Origin of the sequence: Lentzea sp. NBRC 105346 (assembly GCF_030269605.1) — a bacterium.
Lineage (GTDB): Bacteria > Actinomycetota > Actinomycetes > Mycobacteriales > Pseudonocardiaceae > Lentzea.
Window position 1 is genome coordinate 766850 of sequence record NZ_BSTQ01000001.1, and the last position, 18343, is coordinate 785192.

Sequence of the window (18343 nt, forward strand, 5' to 3'; positions counted from 1 at the left end):
CCCGGGGCGCTGCGGCACACGACGCGGGCCTCGAAGTCGATCGTGCGCGACCGGTTGCCGACACGGGCCAGCGTCGCGGTCGCCTCGATCACGTCACCGGCCTGGATCGGTGCCAGGAACTCGACCTTGTCGTAGCCCGCGAACAGGCCTTCGTCGGCGTCGGTCTGGATGAGCAGCTCGGTCGCCACGTCACCGAACATGCCGAGCCCGTACGCGCCGTCGACCAGGTTGCCGCCGTAGTGGGCGTGCGAGTGCGGGACGTACCGGCGGTGCGTCACCGAAAAGCCCTCATACAGGTTCACGCCGCGACACCCTTCTTCTCCTTGACCGCGTGCACGAGATACGAAGCCACCTCACCGGGCGTGGTGCCGCGGCTGAACACCCGGTCCACGCCGAGCTCACCGGCCATCAGCGGGTCGAACCGCGGGCCACCCGCCACCAGCAGGGGCCGCCGGTCGCCCATCGCCTCGCGGAACGCGGCGGACATCTCCTGCGTGTTCAGGATGTGCGCGTCCCGTTGCGTGACGACCTGCGACACGAGCACCGCGTCGGCCTTCTCGTGGCGGGCGCGCCGTACGAGCTCGGGCACCGAGACCTGCGCACCGAGGTTCACGACCTTCAGCTCGCGGTAGTACTCCAGGCCCTTCTCACCGGCGAAGCCCTTGATGTTGAGGATCGCGTCGATACCCACGGTGTGCGCGTCGGTGCCGATGCAACCACCGACCACGACCAGCTTGCGGCGCAACAGCTTCTTGAGCGTCGTGTTCACTTCGGACGGTGAGAGCAGCGGGTACTCCCGCTCGACCACCCGAACGTCGTCCAGGTCGACGATGTGCTTGACGCTGCCGTAGACGACGAAGAACGTGAAGTCCGCGCCGATGGCGTGCGAGTGCACGACCATCGCCGGATCCATGCCCATCTTCTGCGCCAGCTGGAGCGCCGCGCCGTCCGCCTTCGGGCCGAACGGGACCGGCAGCGTGAACGACGTCTGGATCATGCCGTCGCCGGTGGTGTCACCGTACGGCCGCACATAGCGACTCACATGCCCTCCAGCAGCTCGCTAGCCGGGTTGTAGTACTCCGGCGCCTTCTCGACCACGCCGTCCGCGCCCTTGCCCATGTCCGCCGGGCGCTTCATCAGGCCGAACGTGCCGTCCGCGATGGCGTTGAGCAGGCCGTCGTCGACGATGCGCTCCAGGAGGTCGACCGCCTCGCCGAGCACCTGGTGCGCGCGCTTGACGATGAGGCCGTCCGGTGCCGGGCGGAAGTCCTCGGCCAGGTTGCCCGCGGCGTTGAGCACGTACCGGACGTTGGCCAGCGCCAGGTCGCGGTCGGACAGGAACGGCGTCACGACCGCCTCGGTCATCATTCCGACCAGCAGGATCGACTGTCCGGTCAGGACACCGCAGAGGTTGAAGAAACCGTCCAGCAGGTAACCGTTGAAGACGTCGCCGGTCATGTGCTTGGTCGGCGGCATCCACTTCAGCGGCGCGTCCGGGAACAGCTCCCGCGCCAGCAGCGCGTGGGCGAGCTCCAGGCGGAACGAGTCCGGCACCTTCGGGTTGATCTCGAACGCGTGGCCGAGACCGAGCAGCTCGTCGGGCAGGCCCGCCTCGTGCGCGAAGTGCTCGTTGAGCAGCTGCGACACCGTGACGGTGTGCGCGGCGTCGACCGCGTCCGCGGTGGTGAGGTAGTTGTCCTCACCGGTGTTGATGATGATGCCCGCGCGGGCGTGGACCTGGCGCGAGAACCGCTGGTCGACGAACGTGCGGATCGGGTTGATGTCGCGGAAGAGGATGCCGTACATCGAGTCGTTCAACATCATGTCGAGCCGCTGCAACCCGGCCAGCACCGCGATCTCGGGCATGCACAGGCCCGACGCGTAGTTGGTCAGCCGCACGTACCGGCCGACCTCCTTCGACACGTCGTCCAGCGCGGCCCGCATGATGCGGAAGTTCTCCTGCGTGGCATAGGTTCCGGCGAACCCGTGGTGCGTCGCGCCCTCGGGCACGTAGTCGAGCAGCGACTGCCCGGTCGAGCGGATCACCGCGATGATGTCCGCGCCCGCGCGGGCCGCGTTCTGCGCCTGCACGACGTCCTCGTCGATGTCGCCGGTCGCGACGATCAGGTAGATCCACGGCCGCTGCGGCGGATCGCCGAGCTTCGTGACGAGTTTCTCGCGCTGGGCCTTGTTCCGGTCGATCGTCCGGATGCCCTTCGCGACCGCGGTCCGAGCCGCCTTCGCCGCCCGGTCACGGTCCTTTCCTTGCGGGACCGTGAACTTGATCTGACCCGCCGCGGTGGCCTCGGCCAGCTCGGTCAGCGTCGCGATGTTGTTCTCGCGCAACGCGTGGAACGCGGGCAGCGAGACGCCGTGTTCGAGACCGCACTGCTCGCGCACGGTGTCGATCACGCGGTTCACCCACGGCACGTCGCCGGCGCGGTGCGTCGAGTCGGCGCCGGTGATGCCGGCGAGCCGGAGCGTGGCGCGCTCGACCGCGACCGTGGTGTGCGCCTTCGCGATCGACACCACGGGTTCGGCCGCCCGCGCGGCCAGTTTCCGCGCGGTGGCGACCACCTTCGGATCGAGGTCGAGCAACGCCATTGTCACTTCCTCTCGTAGATCGTCCGTCCGTTGAGGACGGTCCGCAAGCAGGTGGGCAGAGGTCCGGTCAGGTCGGGCAGTCCGGGCACCCCGGAACGCGGGTCGGTCGACCAGCGCTGCACGCGCGAGTCGCTCGCCGCGACCACGAGGTCACCGATCTCCCACACGGCGTAGGTGGCCGGCGCGCCCGGTTGCAGCGTGCCGGTCAGGCCGTCGTCGACACCGGCGGCGCGCCAGCCGCCGCGCGTGTGCGCGACGAACGCCGCGCGCGGCGAGATGCCGAACCCGTCGGTCTGGTGGTGCACCGCGGCCTTCACCGTGGCCCACGGGTCGATCGCGCACACCGGCGTGTCCGAGCCGAACGCCAGCACGACGCCCGCGGCCGCCAGGCGAGAAAAGGGATTGAGCCCCACTCCGCGTTCCTTGCCGAGGCGCTGCGCGTACATGCCGTCCGGCCCGCCCCACTCGGCATCGAACAACGGCTGCACGGACGCGATGACGCCCCACCCGGCCAGTTTCGCGGCCTGCTCGGCGGTGATCATCTCGACGTGTTCGAGCCGGTGCCGTGCACTGGCCAGCGCGGGTGTGCCGAGGATCTTCTCGGCCTGTTCGAAGCCTTCGACCACGGCGGCCATGGCGGCGTCGCCGATGACGTGGAACCCGGCCTGGAGGTTGAGTTCCGTGCACTTGACCAGGTGTTCGGCGATCTGGCTGGCGTTCAGGTACAGCGCGCCGGTCGTGTCCTGGTCCGCGTAGGGCTCGGTCAGCGCGGCCGTGCGCGAGCCGATCGCGCCGTCGACGAAGTGGTCACCGGCCAGGCCGCGGATCGGCAGGCCGATCACGTCGTGCCCGCCCCAGTACGCGACCACCTCGGGGCCGTTCTCGAAGGCCAGGAGATCGGCCAGATCGTCCACGCCGGAGATGTCCGGGCCCGCGCACTCGTGGACGCTCGCGATCCCCTTGCTCGCGGCGTACTCGAGGAACGCGGCCTGGGCCTTGCGCCGCTGGTCGGGTGTGATCGCCGCCTTCGCCTTGGCCCGCACGTGGTGGTGCGCGTCCTGGCTGAGCGGGCCCTGGTCGTCCCAGCCCTTCGCTTTACGCGCATCGTCGGTGACCAGGTTGCTGCTGACCAACGCCGAGTGCACGTCGATCCGGCTGAGGTAGACGAGCTTGTCTCCCGCCGCGGCGTCGATCTCGGCGCGCGTCGGTGCGTCGTCGGGCCAGCGTGTCTCGTCCCAGCCGTGGCCCCAGACGAGCGGGCCATCGGCGTTCGCGATCTCGTTGAGCAGTTCGGCCTTCGACTCCGTCTTGGTGAGGTCGAGCCCGGTGAGCAGCAGCCCGGCGCTGGTCGCGTGCACGTGTGCGTCGACGAACGCGGGCGCGACGAACGCCCCGTTCAGCTCGACGATCTCGGCGTCCGGGTGGAGCCTGCGCCCGACCTCGTCCTGGCCGATCCAGACGATCATGCCGTCGGTCACGGCCATGGCCGTCGCATCCGGCGCGTAGATGCGGCCGCCGATCAACAAAGTAGTCACGGTGTTGCAGTCTGCCGGTGCTCGAACAACGCCCGCACACCCGGCTGCGTGCGAAGCAGTTCGAGCGCGAGCTCGGCGTGTCCGGGCACGTACCCGTTGCCGACCAGCATCTCCACGTCGGCGGCCAGACCCTCCGCTCCCAAGGCGGCGGCGCTGAAGCTCGTCGCCATCGAGAAGAAGATCACGGTCCCGCCGTCGGCCGTGGCGAGGATCGCCCCGTGCTCACAACCGGGCACGTCGACGCACACGACCGTGACGTCGGCCTGCCTGCCGACGGCCTCCGCGACCGCGACGGGGTTGCGTGCGTCCGCGATCACGACCTCGTCGGCGAGGCCCGCGTTCTTGACGCTCTGGGCTTCCCTCTCGGTCGGCACGAGCGCGACGAGCTCCTTCGCGCCGGCCTGCCGCGCGGCCGCCAGCGAGAGGCTGCCGGACTTGCCGCCACCACCCAGGACCAGGACGCGCGAGGCGTTCTTCTCCCGCACGACCCGCTCGGTGAGCGCGGGCGCGCCGCACACGTCGAGGACGCTGAGCGCCAGCTCGTCGGGCATGTCGCCGGGCAGCTTGGCGGCGATCGACCGTCCGAACAGGACGGCCGTACCGCGGCAGGGCACCTGCTCGTCGGTGCCGTCCCAGTCCTGCAGCCCGTCGGTGATCTTCAGCGGCGTCAGCGTGAGGCTGACGAGCGTCGCGATGCGGTCACCGGCGTTCAGCCCGAGCTTCGACTCGGGCCCGACCTCCAGCACGGTCCCGAGCAGCATGCCGCCGGATCCGGTGACCGGGTTCTGCATCTTGCCGCGCTCGGCGACGATGTCGAGGACGGCCTGGCGGATCTTGTCGCCGGTGCCGTGCTCCTCCCTGAGCTGCCGGAACGACGCCGCGTCCAGGTTGAGGCGCTCGACGGAGACGATCACCTCGTCGGCGTGCGGCGCGGGGTCCGCGTCGAGCCGCCAGGCCTGCTGAGGCAGCACACCCGCTGGTTCGAGGACACGGTGCAGACCGTACGCGCTCACCTGAAAATCCTTCGGTCGACGTCAAGATGACAACAATATCTTCACGTGAAGCGGCAAGATCCCGCAAGCCTCCCCCTCGATAGCATTCACCGGTGCAACCGGACAGCGTGGAGTCCGGCAGCCCTTGACCTCCAGTTATCTGGAGGTTTGACGATGGGTGCATGAAGTCCGCACTGATCACCGGCGGGACCCGCGGCCTGGGCCGCGCGCTCGCCGACGAACTGCGACGACGGGGGTGGCGGGTCGTCGTCGACGCACGTCACGAGGCCGACGTGCCCGGCCTCGTCGTGGGAGACGTCGCCGATCCCGGCCACCGCGAGGCGCTCGCCGCCGCCGGCCCGTTCGACCTGCTCGTCAACAATGCGTCCGTGCTCGGGCCAGGCCTGTCGTCCCTGGAGAAGTACCCGCTCGACGAGTTCCGCCACGTCTACGAGGTGAACACGGTGGCGCCGCTGGCGTTGATCCAGCTGATCCCGGCCGATGTCGTCGTCAACGTCTCGTCGGACGCGGCGGTCGAGGCCTACGAGGGGTGGGGCGGGTACGGGTCGGCGAAGGCGGCGCTGGATCACCTCACCGCGGTGCTCGCGGTCGAGCACCCTGACCGGAAGCTGTACTCGTTCGATCCCGGCGACATGAACACCGACCTGCACCAGCAGGCGTTCCCCGGTGAGGACATCAGCGACCGGCCGGAACCGGAGTCCGTGGTGCCGCGGCTCATCGAGTTGATCGAGTCGGGCAGGCCGAGCGGCAGGTACACGTGATCACGTTCGCGCTGCCCGCGGGCAGTGAGGCGATCGCTCCCGCCAAGCCACGGGACTCGGTCCGGCTGCTGGTGGCACGCCCGGCAGGCATCTCTCACCACAGGTTCCGAAACCTGCCGCTCGAGCCCGGCGACCTGCTCGTCGTCAACACCAGTGCGACGTTGCCCGCCGCCGTTGGACACGTGCATGTGTCGACGTGGCTGGACGACGGGTCGTGGGTGGTCGAGCCGCGGCTGCCGGACGGGCCGGACCTGTCGCGAACACCCGGCGAGGTCGTCCCGTTGCCCGGCGGGTACTTCCTGACACTCGAGGAGCACTACCTCGGGTCGCCGCGCCTTTGGCGGGCCGTGGTGACGCCGGACGTGCCGGTGAAGACGTACCTCACCGCGTTCGGGCGGCCGATCAGGTACTCGTACGTGACCGGCTCCTACCCGCTGGCGGAGTACCAGACCGTGTACGCGGCCGAGCCGGGCAGCGCCGAGATGCCGAGCGCCGGGCGGCCGTTCACGACGAGGCTCCTCACCAGGTTGATGGCGCGCGGGGTCACGATCGCGCCGCTGACGCTGCACACCGGTGTGTCGTCGCCGGAGCAGAACGAGCCCCCGATGCCCGAGCGGTACGACGTGCCGTTGCCGACGATCCGGCTGGTCGAGCACGCGCGGCTGACCGGCGGCCGGGTGGTGGCGGTGGGCACGACGGTGGTGCGCGCGCTGGAGTCCACTGTGGACGACGGCTTGTCCGGGTGGACGAACCTCGTGCTGGGCCCGGACCGGCCCGCGCAGCTGGTGACCGGGCTGATCACCGGGCTGCACGCGCCGGAGGCGTCACACCTGGCGCTGCTCGAGGCCGTGGCGGGCACCGATCTCGTCAAGGCCGCGTACGAGGAGGCGGTGCGGGAACGCTATCTGTGGCACGAGTTCGGGGACTCGATGCTGTTGCTGCCCTAGCCGGAGATCTCGACCTCGGCCTCGCAGTTGACCGGGGCGTTGAGCGGGATCGCCATGCCGATCGACGACCGGGCGTGCGCGCCGATCTCGGGTCCGTACAGCTCGAGGATCAGGTCGGAGTAGCCGTTGGTGACCCTCGGCGTCTGGTTGAACCCTGGGGAGACGTTGACCATCGCGAAGACTCGCAACCAGGCGGTGACCCGGTCCAGGTCGCCGAGCGCGCGCTTCAGGCTGGCGAGGTGGGCCAGCGCGACGAGCCGGGCGGCCTGGTAGCCCTGCTCCACCGTGACGTCGGTGTCCACCTTGCCCAGCGGCTCGGCGAGCGTGCCGTCGTCGTTCTGTGGCACGTGCCCGGAGATGTAGGCGCGGTTGCCGCGCACCCGCACCCACTCGAACGGCAGCACGACGCCGGGCGGCGGCTGAAGGGGTTCGGGCAGGCGCAGGCCCATCTCGTCCAGTTTGGCTTCGATCTTCATGGTGTGCGCTCCTCGAGTTCGGGAAGGGGAACGGCGCTCTCCTGCTCGTTGGGGTCGGTTCGCGCGAGAACGGCGACCGCGGGCTCGGTCTCGCTCGCGTTGGCGGGCCGGTGCGGCACACCGGCCGGGATGTAGAGGAAGTCGCCCGCCCGCGCGACGACGCAGTCCTCCAGGTGTTCGCCGAACCACAGGGTCAGCTCGCCGCTCAGCACGTACGCGGCGGACTCGTGCCCGGCGTGCAGGTGGGCCTTGGCGCGGGCGCCCGGCGGCAGGGTCGCGAGCTCCAGGCAGAGCCCGCGGGCGCCGGCGCTGTCCGCCGAGACGCCGGGCGCGTAGGTCACGCCGGTCGAGCCGGGAGCCCCCGTGCCGGAACGGATGAGCACGCACTTGTCCATGACGATCGCTCCTTCGCCAGGTCCAGCCAGTACGCCTGCGCCTGCCAGGAGAACTCCGCGGGCAGCGGCCGGCCGGTGAACATCTCGCCGATCTCGATGTCGTCACCCGGCCTGCGGCGGAAGCCGAGACCTTCGTACAGCCGGGTGGCGGCGGTCATGAAGGACGCGGTGTGCAGGCCGATCGCCCGTGCACCGCACTCCTTGGCCCGGCGCACGCACTCCGCGCCGAGCGCCGTCCCGATGCCCAGCCCGCGCGCGTCGGCACGCACGGCGAGCGCCCTGATCGACGCCCAGTTCTCCGGCCAGTGCTCCAGCGCCGAGCGGGTCGCCTCGGGATAGAAGCCGACCGTTCCGACGAGCTCGCCGTCGTGGTCGGCCACGATCAGTTCGGAGTCGGCGAGCCGGCTTTCGACGTCGACGATCTCGCCCAGGTACCGCTCCCAGGCGTCCGCGGGGAACCGCGCGCGAAACGCCCCGTAGACGCTGGCGAGCAGCGCGGCGACGGCGGCCGACTCGTCCGGCCGAGCGTCGCGAACCTGCGATTGTCGAGAGTCCATGACGACTCCTATACTCCCAACTGGAGTAAATTTTTCCTCCGGTTGGGAGTATTCGTCAAGTGCGCAAGATGACTACGACCAGCTACGTGATTCTGGGCCTGCTCGCACTGCGCCGCTGGTCGACGTACGAACTGGCGCAGCAGATGCGGCGCAGCATCCGGTACTACTGGCCGCGCGCCGAGAGCCACCTCTACGAGGAGCCGAAGAAGCTCGTCGCGCTCGGACTCGCCACGGCCACGCGGGAGGACGTCGGCCGCCGGCCGCGCACCGTCTACGAGATCACCGACGCCGGCCGCGAAGCGCTGCGCGAGTGGCTGGCCACGCCCGGCAGCACGCCGCTGGTCGAGTTCGACGGGCTGGTCAAGGTCCTCTTCGCCGAGCAGGGCACCAAGGAACAGTTGCTCGCCACGCTGGCGACGATCCGCGCGGACGCGGAGTCCACGCGTCTCCACCACGCCGAGCTCGCGGCCGACCTGGTGGAGACGGGCGGCCCGTTCCCGGACCGGCTGCACGTCAACTCGCTGGTCTTCGCGTTCATGTGGCAGCAGGCGGAGGCCGTGCTGCGCTGGGCGGAGTGGGCCGAGGGGGTCGTGGCGGCGTGGCCGGACACCAGCACCCAGCCGCCGGCCGGTCCGCTCGAGGAGGCCGCTAGAGAGGCATCCCGAACGCCAGCTTCTCCGGGGTCTCGTCGACCTCGGTGAAGCCCAGGTGGCGGTAGAAGCCGATCGCGTGCACGTTGTGGTGCCGCACGAACAGGTGCACGCCGCGCGAACCGTGGTCCTGCAACGCTTCCAGCAGCGTGTCGACCAGCGCCCCGCCCAGCCCCAGCCCGCGGGTGCGGGCGAGCAGGTTGACGTGCAGATGCGACGGGAAGCGCTCGACCAGCGCCGGGTCCGTGCGCGGCGGAGAGTGGATGTGCTGGACGACCCTGTTGTCGCTCAACGGATACCGCTCGCGGGCGGCGGGCCACCACTCGCGTTCGAGCCGATCTTCGAACGCCGTCGTGTCGAGGGCACCGAGGACGTAGCCGCTGACACCTTCGCCGTCCGCGCTCACGAACGCGAGCTCCGGGTGCAACGCGGCGTAGGGCGCCGCGAAGGCGTGGCCGAGCAACCGGGGGTCGTCGAACTCGTGCGCGGCGCCGCGCCCACCGTTGCCCGTGTGCAGGCAGATCTCGTACAGCGCGTCGAGATCGTCCGGACGGTAGGGACGGATCAAGGCAGCTGACGCGGGTGCTCGATGATCACCGGCTCCCCGGCGACCACCTCGCCGTCCACGACACCCGGCGTCGCACCGAACCGGCGCTCGTGCTCGAACCGCAGCGCCTGAGCCTCGGCGCGCGCGGCCATCCGGCGGCTGACCAGGCGGCGGGTGGGCGGAAACAGCAGGAACAGCGCGGCCACGTCGCTGATGAAGCCCGGCACCATGATCAAAGCGCCCGCGGCGGCGATCAGCACGCCGTCGGCCACCTCCTGATGCGGCACGCGGCGCGTGCGCAGGGCGTCGGTGAACGCCAGCAGCGTGCGCGAACCCTCGCGGCGCAACAGCGCGACGCCGATGACGGTGCCGAGGATCAGCAACAGGAGCGTCGAGCCCAGGCCGATGGCCTGGCCGACGGCGATGAGCACGGCGATCTCGGCGACGACACCGGCGAGCAGGAGCACGAAAACGGGCATGCCCGTTCAACGCACAGTGACCGTCGTATGCTCCCGGTCAGAAATATTTACGGCGAACTGACGATGTGACAACATATCTTTACGCAACCACGACGCCAGGGAGTACGGATGACTGCGCTGCATGACGTCGCACCCGCGCTGGAGCGGCTGGACCGCCAGCCGTACGAGTACGTCCGCCGCGAGCTGGTCGAACCCGACTGGCGCCGGTTCCCCGGCTGGCGGGACGTCACCGAGGCGCAGTGGCGCGACGCCCAGTGGCAGCGCGTCAACTGCGTCAAGAACATGCGGCAGCTCCGCAAGCTGATGGGCGACCTGCTCGACGAGTCGTTCTACGAAGACCTCGAGCGCGACCAGCAGCAGCTCGCGACGATGTCGATGCTGATCCCGCCGCAGATGATGAACACGATGAACGTCGACTCCACGGAGGCGTTCCTCGCGGACCCGATCCGCAAGTACATGCTGCCGGTCGCGTCGGACCGCGACCCGCGCTGGCCGTCGCACCCGCACTCCCAGCGCGACTCGCTGCACGAGGCCGAGATGTGGGTCGTCGAGGGGTTGACCCACCGCTACCCCACCAAGGTGCTGGCCGAGATGATCTCGACCTGCCCGCAGTACTGCGGTCACTGCACCCGCATGGACCTGGTCGGCAACTCGACCCCGTTGATCGACAAGCACAAGCTGTCGCTGAAGCCGGTCGACCGCCAGGACGCGATGATCGACTACCTGAAGCGCACGCCGGGTGTCCGCGACGTGGTCGTCTCCGGCGGTGACGTGGCGAACGTGCCGTGGCCGCAACTGGAGTCGTTCCTGATGCGGTTGCTGGACATCGACACCGTGCGCGACGTCCGCCTGGCCACCAAGGCGCTGGCCGGCATGCCGCAGCACTGGCTGCAGCCGCGCGTCGTCGAGGGCATGGAGCGCGTCGCCCGCACCGCTTCCCGGCGTGGCGTGAACCTCGCGATCCACACGCACGTCAACCACGCCCAGTCCGTCACCCCGCTGGTGGCCGAGGCCGCGCGCACCGCGCTGGAGGTCGGCGTCCGCGACGTGCGCAACCAGGGCGTGCTGATGAAGGGCGTCAACGCCACGGCGGACGACCTGCTCGACCTTTGCTTTGCGCTGCAAGGGGAAGCGAACATCCTCCCCTACTACTTCTACATGTGCGACATGATCCCCAACGCCGAGCACTGGCGGGTCGCGGTGTGGGAGGCGCAGGAGCTGCAGCACGCGATCATGGGCTACCTGCCTGGGTACGCGACGCCGCGCATCGTGTGCGACGTGCCGTACGTCGGTAAGCGGTGGGTGCACCAGCTCGCGTCGTACGACCGTGAGCTCGGGATCTCCTATTGGACCAAGAACTACCGGACCGGGATTGAGCTCGAGGACCCGGAAGCCTTGGACCGCCAGTACCCCTACTACGACCCGATCTCCACCCTGAGTGAGACCGGTCAGAACTGGTGGGCCGACCAGGGCTAGATCGGCCGAAACGGCCTGTCGCGGGACATGTTCCGCGACAGGCCGTTTCGCATGACGCGTGTACCGCGGCCGCCAGCACATCGGCCTTGCCGGAGAAGTAGTCACCGCTCCACGAACGCCAGTCCCGCCAACGGAACCCGTGCCGTGATCCGGTCGTGGAACACGTGGTCAGCCTGGACGATGTGGTGCTCGGGGGACCATCGGCGGGTGATGGCCGCCAACCGCGGATACCGTGCCACCAGCGGATGCACCGCGGTCGCGACCTCACCGACCGGGCGGGGTCAGCCGACCTGGCACCAGCGGTTTGCGCAGTGTCCGGAACACCTGCGGATACAGCGCCCGGTGGTGTGCCTTGAGAAACAGCGGCTTCGGCCGGCTCGGCAACTCACCCGATGATGAGACGAACGCCCAGTCGTCGCCCATGAACCGCACGCCCGGCATGCGCATCGGCCTGGCGACCGTGCTGGTCTTGCCCACCCCGGCCCGAGACCCGTCACCCGTGGCCGGTCCGCGTGACGGTGGCCCACGGCAGGTGGACATCGCCCGTGTCGTACCGGTAGGCGGTCTCGGCGTACGCCGCGGCGGCCGGCGAGACCGGCCTGCCCGTGACCGTGACGACCGGTGTGACGTCGGACCGGCCGACTTCGAACAGGGCGAGCATCAGGCGCAGCTGCGGTTCGGCGGGAGCGGCCCGGCTGACCTGGACCGACACCAGGCCGTGTACGTCGAAGCTCGTCCACTCGGTCACGGCAGCCCTCCGTCCTCTGCCCAGTCCACTGTGTACAACGAGACAACCCGGTAAAGAAGTACGCCGGACACACTCTGCGCAGAGGAACGCGAACGGTCCTTCGGTGGCGTTGGTTCCGCCGCTCCGACCAGCGGCGATGCACGTGCCGGCACGACTACCGCGCGCACTCGCACTACCGCCGCGGCACCGACTGCGCGCTGTGCCCCGGCGAACGGTTCACTCCCGCACACGACAGCTGAGCCGATCTTCGGCTCACCGGACGGCCGGCGGCGCCAGGTGACTCGCATCCGGCACCGGTTCACGCCAACCAATAGCGCTCCCGCTGGAACGCATAGGTCGGCAGCTCGACCCGCCGGCCGCCGGCCAGCTCGGCCGGCCAGTCGAAGGTCTCCCCGCGCGTCCACGGATGCGCGGGGGTGTCCTCGCCCGCGGCCAACGCCTTCAGCGCGGCCACGAATCCCTCCCGATCGGCTGCCACGACCACCGCTCGCCGTTCGAGCGCGGCCCGCCCGGTCGCCAGGGTGTAGCCGATGTCCCGTGGGTTCAGGTCGCTCCGTAACTGCACGAACGAGGCGAGCCGTTCCGCCTGTGCCCGCAGCGACTTGTCGTCGTACGCGGACAACGGCCACGCGACCTCGCTGCCGTCGTGCTCGACCGCAACGGCCGAGTCGGGCGCGGCCTCCAGGATGACGTGTGCGTTGGTGCCGCTCATGCCGAACGAGGACACGCCGGCCCGGCGCGGCCGCCCGGTCTCGGGCCAGGGGCGCGCCCGCGTCAGCAGTTCGATCGCCGACCAGTCGACCTCGGGGGACGGCTCGTCGGCGTGCAGCGTCCTGGGCAGCACGCCGTGCCGCATCGCCAGCACCGTCTTGATCACGCCGGTGACGCCCGACGCCGACTGGGTGTGGCCGATGTTCGACTTCACGGTGCCGACGAGCAGGGGATGGTCGCGGTCATGGCCGTAGGCGCCGGTCAGTGCCCGCGCCTCGATCGGGTCGCCCAGCGGCGTTCCCGTGCCGTGCGCCTCGACAACGTCCACTTCGGACGGACGCAGTCCCGCCGCGGCCAGCGCCTGGCTGATGACCTGTTGCTGCGCGAGGCCGTTCGGCGCGGTCAGCCCGTTGGAGGCACCGTCGGAGTTGACCGCGGTGCCCCGCACGACGGCGAGCACCGGGTGCCCGTTGCGCCGGGCGTCCGACAGCCGCTCCAGCAGTACGACGCTCGCGCCCTCGGCGAGTCCCATGCCGTCGGCGGACGCGGCGAAGGCCTTGCAGCGGCCATCGGCGGCCAGCTCCCCCATCCGGCTCAGCCCCGTAAGCTCGTCGGGCCGGACCATCACGGTGACGCCGCCCGCCAACGCGAGCGTGCACTCGCCCTGGCGCAGCGCCTGCGCGGCGAGGTGCAGCGCCACCATCGAAGACGAACACGCCGTGTCGACCGTGACGGCCGGGCCCTGCAGGCCGAAGACGTAGGAGATCCGGCCGGACAGCACGCTGATCAGCCCGCCGAGGCCGACCTCGTCGGGCGCGGTCTCGCCGTAGCCCTGATAGCGGCTGCCGACGTACACGCCCGTCCGGCTTCCCTTCAGTGACAACGGATCGATGCCCGCGCGTTCGAACGTCTCCCAGCAGATCTCCAGCAGCAGCCGTTGCTGTGGGTCCATGCCGAGCGCCTCAGCCGGTCCGATTCCGAACGGTGCGGGATCGAACTCGTCCGCCTCGTGCAGGAACCCGCCCGCACCCGCGTCGAGATCCCAGCCCCGTCGCCGGGGCAGTCCGGAGATGACGTCCGCGCCGGCGTCGAGCACCTGCCACAGGTCGTCCGGCGAGCCGATTCCGCCGGGTAGCCGGCATCCCATGGCCACGATGGCGATCGGCTCGTCACCGGCGGCCGTGGTGATCGCGGGCGCGGCGGCCGGATCACCGGCGAGCTCGGCCCGCAGATGAGCGGCCAGCGCATCGACCGTGGGATGGTCGAAGACGACCGTGGACGGCATCCGCAGCCCGGTCGCGGCGTTCAACCGGTTCCGCAGGTCCACAGAGGTCACCGAGTCGAACCCGAGCTCGCGCAGCGCCCGGCCGGTCGGGATCGACTCCGCCGAGTCGTGGCCGAGCACGGCGGCGACGTGCTCGCGCACCAGATCGACGGCGTTCTCGGTCAACCGCGGTTGCGTGGGCGGCGTGTCGGGACGCCGCATGCGGTCCAGCAGCGGATGCGCCCGCGCGCTGGTGAAGACCGGGATGAACCGGTCCCAGTCCACGTCCGCGACGGTCACGCACGTCTCGCCGCGGCCGACGGCCTGGCCCATGGCGGCCAGTGCCGGGCCGGGGTCGATGAGGGGCAGGCCCTGCTTGCCGACCTTGAGGTCCGGCACGCCCTGCCACCGTTCGGGAGTGTTCCAGACGCCCCAGGCGATCGAGGTCGCGGCGAGTCCTCGTGCCCTGCGCCGTTCCGCGACGGCGTCGAGGAAGGCGTTGGCCGCCGCGTAGGCGCCGTGATCACCGCTGCCCCAGACGCCCGCCACCGACGAGAAGAGCACGAAGGCGTCGACCGACGGGAACAACGCGTCCAGGTGCTCGGCCCCGGCCGCCTTGGCGGCGACCACGTCCGCGAACTCCGCCAAGGTCGTGTCCGCGACGGCGGCCAGCGAGATGTGCGCCGCCGCGTGCACGACGGCCGTGACGCCGGGCGTTCGCTCGGCCAGTGCGGCGATCTGCTCGCGGTCGGCCACGTCGCAGGTCTCCACGGTCACCGGGATGCCCAGCTCGGCGATCCAGGGGGCGTCACAACCGCCGCGGGTGGTCAGCACCAGGTGCTCGGCACCGTGTTCGGCCAGCCACCTCGCCAGGTACGGCCCGACCGCGCCGGTCGCTCCGGTGACCAGCACCGTGCCACGGGGCCGCCACGCCGGGCCCGGCGCCGCCGGTGCGGGCACCAGCCGCCGGGCGAAGACGCCGTCCGTCCGCACCGCGACCTGGTCCTCGGTACCGCCCAGCACGCCGATCAACCGGCGGACGGCCAGGTCGTCGAGGTCGGCAGGGAGGTCGATCAAGCCGCTCAGCAGTTCGGGATGCTCTAGACCGATCACCCGGCCCAGGCCCCAGACCGCCGCCTGCGCCGGGGCGGTCCCGCTGTCGCGGGTCAGCGACCACAGGGGAACCCGGAGCTCCGCGTCGATCATGCCCTGCGCGAAGGCGAGGGTCAGCGCGAGACCGGCGGGCAGCTCGGGATGCGCCGCTTCGGCGATCGCCAGCAACGACAGCACGCCCGTGACGGCGGGCATGTCCCGCAGCCGCGCGGCCACCGCGTCCCGGGAAGGCTCGGCCAGTTCCAGTGTGACGTCACCGAGTTCGGCCAGCGTTCGCACCCAGGGGTCCTCGCCGTGTCCCGCCGGGATCACCACGAGCCATCGGCCGGACAGGTGCAGCGGCGCCGGCTCCGGCAGTGGCTCCCAGGAGACTCGATAACGCCAGTCGTCCACGGTGTCGTCGGCGCGTGGCGAGCCTTCGAGCCAGTAGTGCCGGTGCTGGAAGGCATACGTGGGCAGGTCGACGCGGCGACCGCCCGCGGTGACGACGCCCCAGTCGACGGCGACCCCGCCGGCCCACAGTTCCGCCGCCGAGGCCGACAACCGGGCCGCGCCGCCGTCGTCGCGCCGCAGCGTGCCGCCGACGACCGCGTCGGCGGCGATCTCCTGCACGTCCGCGGTCAGCACCGGATGGGGGCTGACCTCCACGAACGCCTGGTGGTCATCGGCGACCAGCGACCGGACCGCGCTCTCGAACTCCACCGGCTGCCGCAGGTTCCGGTACCAGTACTCCGCCGTCAGCTCGGCACCGTCCAGCCACCGCAAGTCCACAGTGGAGTAGAACGGCACGGCGGCCCGCCGCGGCCGGACCGGCGACAGCTCCGCCAGCAGCCGCTCCCGCACCGCCTCCACGTGCACCGAATGCGACGCGTAGTCCACCGGAACCCGCCGCGCCCGATCGACTCTGGCGAGAACCTCCTCCAGCGCCGCTGGATCACCGGCGACCACCGTCGACGACGGGCCGTTGACCGCCGCCACCTCCACGCCGGGAAACCGCACCTCCTCCGCCGGCAGGGGCACCGACACCATCCCGCCACGACCGGCGATCTCCCGCAACGCCCGGCTCCGCAACGCGACGATCCGCGCGCCGTCGTCCGTTGACAGCGCTCCCGCGACGACCGCCGCCGCGATCTCCCCCTGTGAATGCCCCAGCACCGCGGACGGCGCCACACCCCACGACCGCCACGACGTGGCGAGCGACACCATCACCGCCCACAACGCCGGCTGCACCACGTCGACCCGTGCCAACGCGGCCGCGTCGGCCAGCACCGCACGCAACTCCCAGTCCACAAAGGACCGCAACGTCTCGGCGCACTCGGTCATGCTCGCGGCGAACACCGGGCTGGAATCCCACAGCTCCAAACCCATACCGGCCCACTGCGACCCCTGGCCGGGAAAGACGAACACCGTGCCATCGGCCGGACGCGTGCTGCCGCGCGTCACCCCGGCGGCGGCCTGGCCGCCGGCCAGCGCGCCGAGTCCCCGCAGCAGGCTCTCCCGATCGGGACCGGCCACGACCGCGCGGTGCCCGAAGGCCGAGCGTGTGGTGGCCAGCGAGTGCGCGACGTCCAGCACGTGCGGATCGTGGGTGTTCAGGTGAGCCAGCAGCCGGCCCGCCTGGGCGCGCAACGAGGCTTCGTCGTGTCCGGAGATCACCCACGGCGCCACGTGGTCGCCGGACGGCGCGGCCTCCACGGCGGGCGCCTGCTCCAGCACGACGTGCGCGTTGGTGCCGCTGATGCCGAACGACGACACGCCGGCCCGGCGCGGCCGTCCGGTGACCGGCCAGGGCCGCGCCTCGGTCAGCAGCTCCACCGCGCCCGACGACCAGTCGATCTTCGGCGACGGTTCGTCGACGTGCAGTGTCTTCGGCAGCAGCCCGTGCCGCATCGCCTGCACCATCTTGATGACCCCGGCGATGCCCGCGGCGAACTGCGTGTGGCCGAGATTCGACTTCGCCGAACCCAACCACAACGGAACCGAACGGTCCTGACCGTAGGTCGCGAGCAACGCCTGCGCCTCGATCGGATCACCCAGCGTGGTGCCGGTGCCGTGCGCCTCGACAGCGTCCACATCGGACGCGGACAACCCGGCGTTCGCCAGCGCCTGGCGGATCACCCGCTGCTGCGAGGGGCCGTTCGGCGCGGTCAGCCCGTTGGACCTGCCGTCGGAGTTCACCGCCGAGCCGCGGACGACCGCGAGCACCGGGCGGCCGAGTCGCTCGGCGTCCGCGAGACGTGCCAGCACCAGCACGCACACGCCTTCGGACAGGCCGATGCCGTCCGCGGCGGCGGCGAACGGCTTGCAGCGGGCGTCCGGTGCCAGTGCGCGCTGACGGGCCATCTCGACGAACGGCGTAGGGGTGGCGGCCACCGAGACACCGCCCGCGAGTGCGAGGTCGCATTCGTTCTGCCGCAACGACTGCACGGCCAGGTGCAGGGCCACGAGGGAGGACGAGCAGGCCGTGTCGATCGTGACGGCCGGTCCCTCGAGGCCCAGTGTGTAGGCGATCCGGCCCGACGCGATGCTGCCCGCGCTGCCGTTGCCGAGATAGCCCTCCAGGTCGGCGGGCACGGTGCGCAGCCCGGCCCCGTAGTTCTGGTAGCTCAGTCCGGCGAACACCCCGGTCCGGCTGCCCCGCAGGGAAGCCGGGTCCACGCCCGCGCGTTCGACCGCCTCCCAGGACGTCTCCAGCAGCAGCCGATGCTGCGGGTCCATCGCCACCGCCTCACGCGGCGAGATCCCGAAGAAGCCCGCGTCGAACGCGCCCGCGTCGGGCAGGAAGCCACCGCCGCGGGCATACGTCCGGCCCGGTGCCGCCGGGTCGGCGCTGTACAGCCGGTCCACGTCCCAGCCGCGGTCACGCGGGAAGTCGCCGATGACGTCGATCTCGTCCACCAGCAGTCGCCACAGCTCCTCCGGCGACCGGACGCCGCCGGGAAACCGGCACGCCATGCCGACGATGGCGATCGGTCCGGAGGCGGCCTGCAGCTCGGCGTTGCGCTGCCGCAGCAGCTCGTTCTCCTTGAGGGCGTGGCGAAGGGCCTCGACGAGCCGGTCCTGGGCG

At 70.9% G+C, this 18343-nt stretch carries 17 protein-coding genes and 1 pseudogene; 4 read left to right on the forward strand and 14 right to left on the reverse strand.

The window, feature by feature from the left end:
* The 5 genes from QSK35_RS02975 to kdd all read right to left on the reverse strand — a co-directional run.
* Window positions 1–302, reverse strand: a 302-nt coding sequence (locus QSK35_RS02975; protein ID WP_285741952.1) for a hotdog domain-containing protein, incomplete at its 3' end; no start/stop codon positions are given.
* Window positions 299–1042 carry a lysine 5,6-aminomutase subunit beta gene (gene kamE / locus QSK35_RS02980; protein WP_285741954.1) on the reverse strand — a complete coding sequence of 248 codons (744 nt, stop codon included), beginning with the start codon at window positions 1040–1042 and terminating at the stop codon, window positions 299–301. The genes QSK35_RS02975 and kamE, both read right to left, overlap by 4 nt.
* Window positions 1039–2604: a lysine 5,6-aminomutase subunit alpha gene (gene kamD / locus QSK35_RS02985; protein ID WP_285741956.1), complete on the reverse strand. Its 1566-nt coding sequence runs from the start codon at window positions 2602–2604 to the stop codon at window positions 1039–1041. Before kamD ends, kamE begins: the two co-directional genes overlap by 4 nt.
* A gap of 2 nt (window positions 2605–2606) precedes the next feature.
* Complete coding sequence (locus QSK35_RS02990) at window positions 2607–4088, reverse strand: amidohydrolase (protein WP_285742460.1); 1482 nt, start codon at window positions 4086–4088, stop codon at window positions 2607–2609.
* Window positions 4089–4135: 47 nt separating this feature from the next.
* The gene (kdd, locus tag QSK35_RS02995; RefSeq protein ID WP_285741958.1) at window positions 4136–5152 is read right to left on the reverse strand and encodes an L-erythro-3,5-diaminohexanoate dehydrogenase; all 1017 of its coding nucleotides are present in this window, start codon (window positions 5150–5152) and stop codon (window positions 4136–4138) included.
* 161 nt (window positions 5153–5313) lie between these two features.
* Here kdd and QSK35_RS03000 point away from each other — a divergent pair, with 161 nt between their 5' ends.
* Both QSK35_RS03000 and QSK35_RS03005 read left to right on the forward strand, forming a co-directional pair.
* Window positions 5314–5913: an SDR family NAD(P)-dependent oxidoreductase gene (locus QSK35_RS03000; RefSeq protein WP_285741960.1), complete on the forward strand. Its 600-nt coding sequence runs from the start codon at window positions 5314–5316 to the stop codon at window positions 5911–5913.
* Window positions 5910–6860 (forward strand): S-adenosylmethionine:tRNA ribosyltransferase-isomerase, encoded by a 951-nt coding sequence (locus QSK35_RS03005; RefSeq protein WP_285741962.1) that lies wholly within the window; start codon window positions 5910–5912, stop codon window positions 6858–6860. Before QSK35_RS03000 ends, QSK35_RS03005 begins: the two co-directional genes overlap by 4 nt.
* Here the strand turns inward: QSK35_RS03005 and QSK35_RS03010 are convergent.
* The 3 genes from QSK35_RS03010 to QSK35_RS03020 are packed head-to-tail and all read right to left on the reverse strand — an operon-like array spanning window position 6857 to window position 8288.
* A complete protein-coding gene (locus QSK35_RS03010; RefSeq protein ID WP_285741964.1) occupies window positions 6857–7336 on the reverse strand; it encodes a RidA family protein in 480 nt (159 codons plus the stop codon). The two genes, QSK35_RS03005 and QSK35_RS03010, sit on opposite strands and share 4 nt — an antisense overlap.
* The gene (locus QSK35_RS03015; RefSeq protein WP_285741965.1) at window positions 7333–7731 is read right to left on the reverse strand and encodes a cupin domain-containing protein; all 399 of its coding nucleotides are present in this window, start codon (window positions 7729–7731) and stop codon (window positions 7333–7335) included. The genes QSK35_RS03010 and QSK35_RS03015 overlap by 4 nt, the downstream gene beginning before the upstream one ends.
* Complete coding sequence (locus tag QSK35_RS03020; protein WP_285741967.1) at window positions 7674–8288, reverse strand: GNAT family N-acetyltransferase; 615 nt, start codon at window positions 8286–8288, stop codon at window positions 7674–7676. Before QSK35_RS03020 ends, QSK35_RS03015 begins: the two co-directional genes overlap by 58 nt.
* A 68-nt stretch (window positions 8289–8356) precedes the next feature.
* Between QSK35_RS03020 and QSK35_RS03025 the strand changes: the two genes are divergently transcribed.
* A complete protein-coding gene (locus tag QSK35_RS03025; RefSeq protein WP_285742462.1) occupies window positions 8357–8989 on the forward strand; it encodes a PadR family transcriptional regulator in 633 nt (210 codons plus the stop codon).
* Here the strand turns inward: QSK35_RS03025 and QSK35_RS03030 are convergent.
* Together QSK35_RS03030 and QSK35_RS03035 are read right to left on the reverse strand one after the other, a co-directional pair.
* Window positions 8937–9506 (reverse strand): GNAT family N-acetyltransferase, encoded by a 570-nt coding sequence (locus tag QSK35_RS03030; protein ID WP_285741969.1) that lies wholly within the window; start codon window positions 9504–9506, stop codon window positions 8937–8939. The genes QSK35_RS03025 and QSK35_RS03030 overlap by 53 nt on opposite strands.
* Window positions 9503–9964, reverse strand: a complete 462-nt coding sequence (locus QSK35_RS03035) for an FxsA family protein (RefSeq protein WP_285741971.1) — start codon at window positions 9962–9964, stop codon at window positions 9503–9505. The genes QSK35_RS03030 and QSK35_RS03035 overlap by 4 nt, the downstream gene beginning before the upstream one ends.
* A 108-nt stretch (window positions 9965–10072) precedes the next feature.
* On the opposite strand from QSK35_RS03035, the gene QSK35_RS03040 reads away from it, so the two are divergent.
* On the forward strand, window positions 10073–11440 hold the full coding sequence (locus tag QSK35_RS03040; RefSeq protein WP_285741972.1) for a KamA family radical SAM protein: 1368 nt from the start codon (window positions 10073–10075) through the stop codon (window positions 11438–11440).
* 101 nt (window positions 11441–11541) lie between these two features.
* On the opposite strand, the gene QSK35_RS03045 is transcribed toward QSK35_RS03040, so the two are convergent.
* From QSK35_RS03045 to QSK35_RS03060, 4 genes and pseudogenes are all read right to left on the reverse strand, one after another.
* Window positions 11542–11679 (reverse strand): hypothetical protein, encoded by a 138-nt coding sequence (locus QSK35_RS03045; RefSeq protein ID WP_285741974.1) that lies wholly within the window; start codon window positions 11677–11679, stop codon window positions 11542–11544.
* Between the two features lie 25 nt (window positions 11680–11704).
* Window positions 11705–11917 (reverse strand): hypothetical protein, encoded by a 213-nt coding sequence (locus QSK35_RS03050; RefSeq protein WP_285741976.1) that lies wholly within the window; start codon window positions 11915–11917, stop codon window positions 11705–11707.
* A 16-nt stretch (window positions 11918–11933) separates the two neighbouring features.
* Entirely contained in the window at window positions 11934–12188 is a 255-nt protein-coding gene (locus QSK35_RS03055; RefSeq protein ID WP_285741977.1) for a hypothetical protein, read from the reverse strand.
* Between the two features lie 298 nt (window positions 12189–12486).
* Window positions 12487–18330, reverse strand: a pseudogene (locus QSK35_RS03060) (type I polyketide synthase); the annotation flags it as partial.
* Window positions 18331–18343 lie beyond the last annotated feature (13 nt).

What these genes read in the sequence shown, in the direction of transcription:
- kamD (WP_285741956.1), bottom strand. Translation starts at nt 2,604, where the DNA reads ATGGCGTTGCTCGACCTCGATCCGAAGGTGGTCGCCACCGCGCGGAAA.
- QSK35_RS02990 (WP_285742460.1), bottom strand. Translation starts at nt 4,088, where the DNA reads ATGGCCGTGACCGACGGCATGATCGTCTGGATCGGCCAGGACGAGGTC.
- QSK35_RS03000 (WP_285741960.1), top strand. Translation starts at nt 5,314, where the DNA reads ATGAAGTCCGCACTGATCACCGGCGGGACCCGCGGCCTGGGCCGCGCG.
- QSK35_RS03010 (WP_285741964.1), bottom strand. Translation starts at nt 7,336, where the DNA reads ATGAAGATCGAAGCCAAACTGGACGAGATGGGCCTGCGCCTGCCCGAA.
- QSK35_RS03015 (WP_285741965.1), bottom strand. Translation starts at nt 7,731, where the DNA reads ATGGACAAGTGCGTGCTCATCCGTTCCGGCACGGGGGCTCCCGGCTCG.
- QSK35_RS03020 (WP_285741967.1), bottom strand. Translation starts at nt 8,288, where the DNA reads ATGGACTCTCGACAATCGCAGGTTCGCGACGCTCGGCCGGACGAGTCG.
- QSK35_RS03025 (WP_285742462.1), top strand. Translation starts at nt 8,357, where the DNA reads ATGACTACGACCAGCTACGTGATTCTGGGCCTGCTCGCACTGCGCCGC.
- QSK35_RS03035 (WP_285741971.1), bottom strand. Translation starts at nt 9,964, where the DNA reads ATGCCCGTTTTCGTGCTCCTGCTCGCCGGTGTCGTCGCCGAGATCGCC.
- QSK35_RS03040 (WP_285741972.1), top strand. Translation starts at nt 10,073, where the DNA reads ATGACTGCGCTGCATGACGTCGCACCCGCGCTGGAGCGGCTGGACCGC.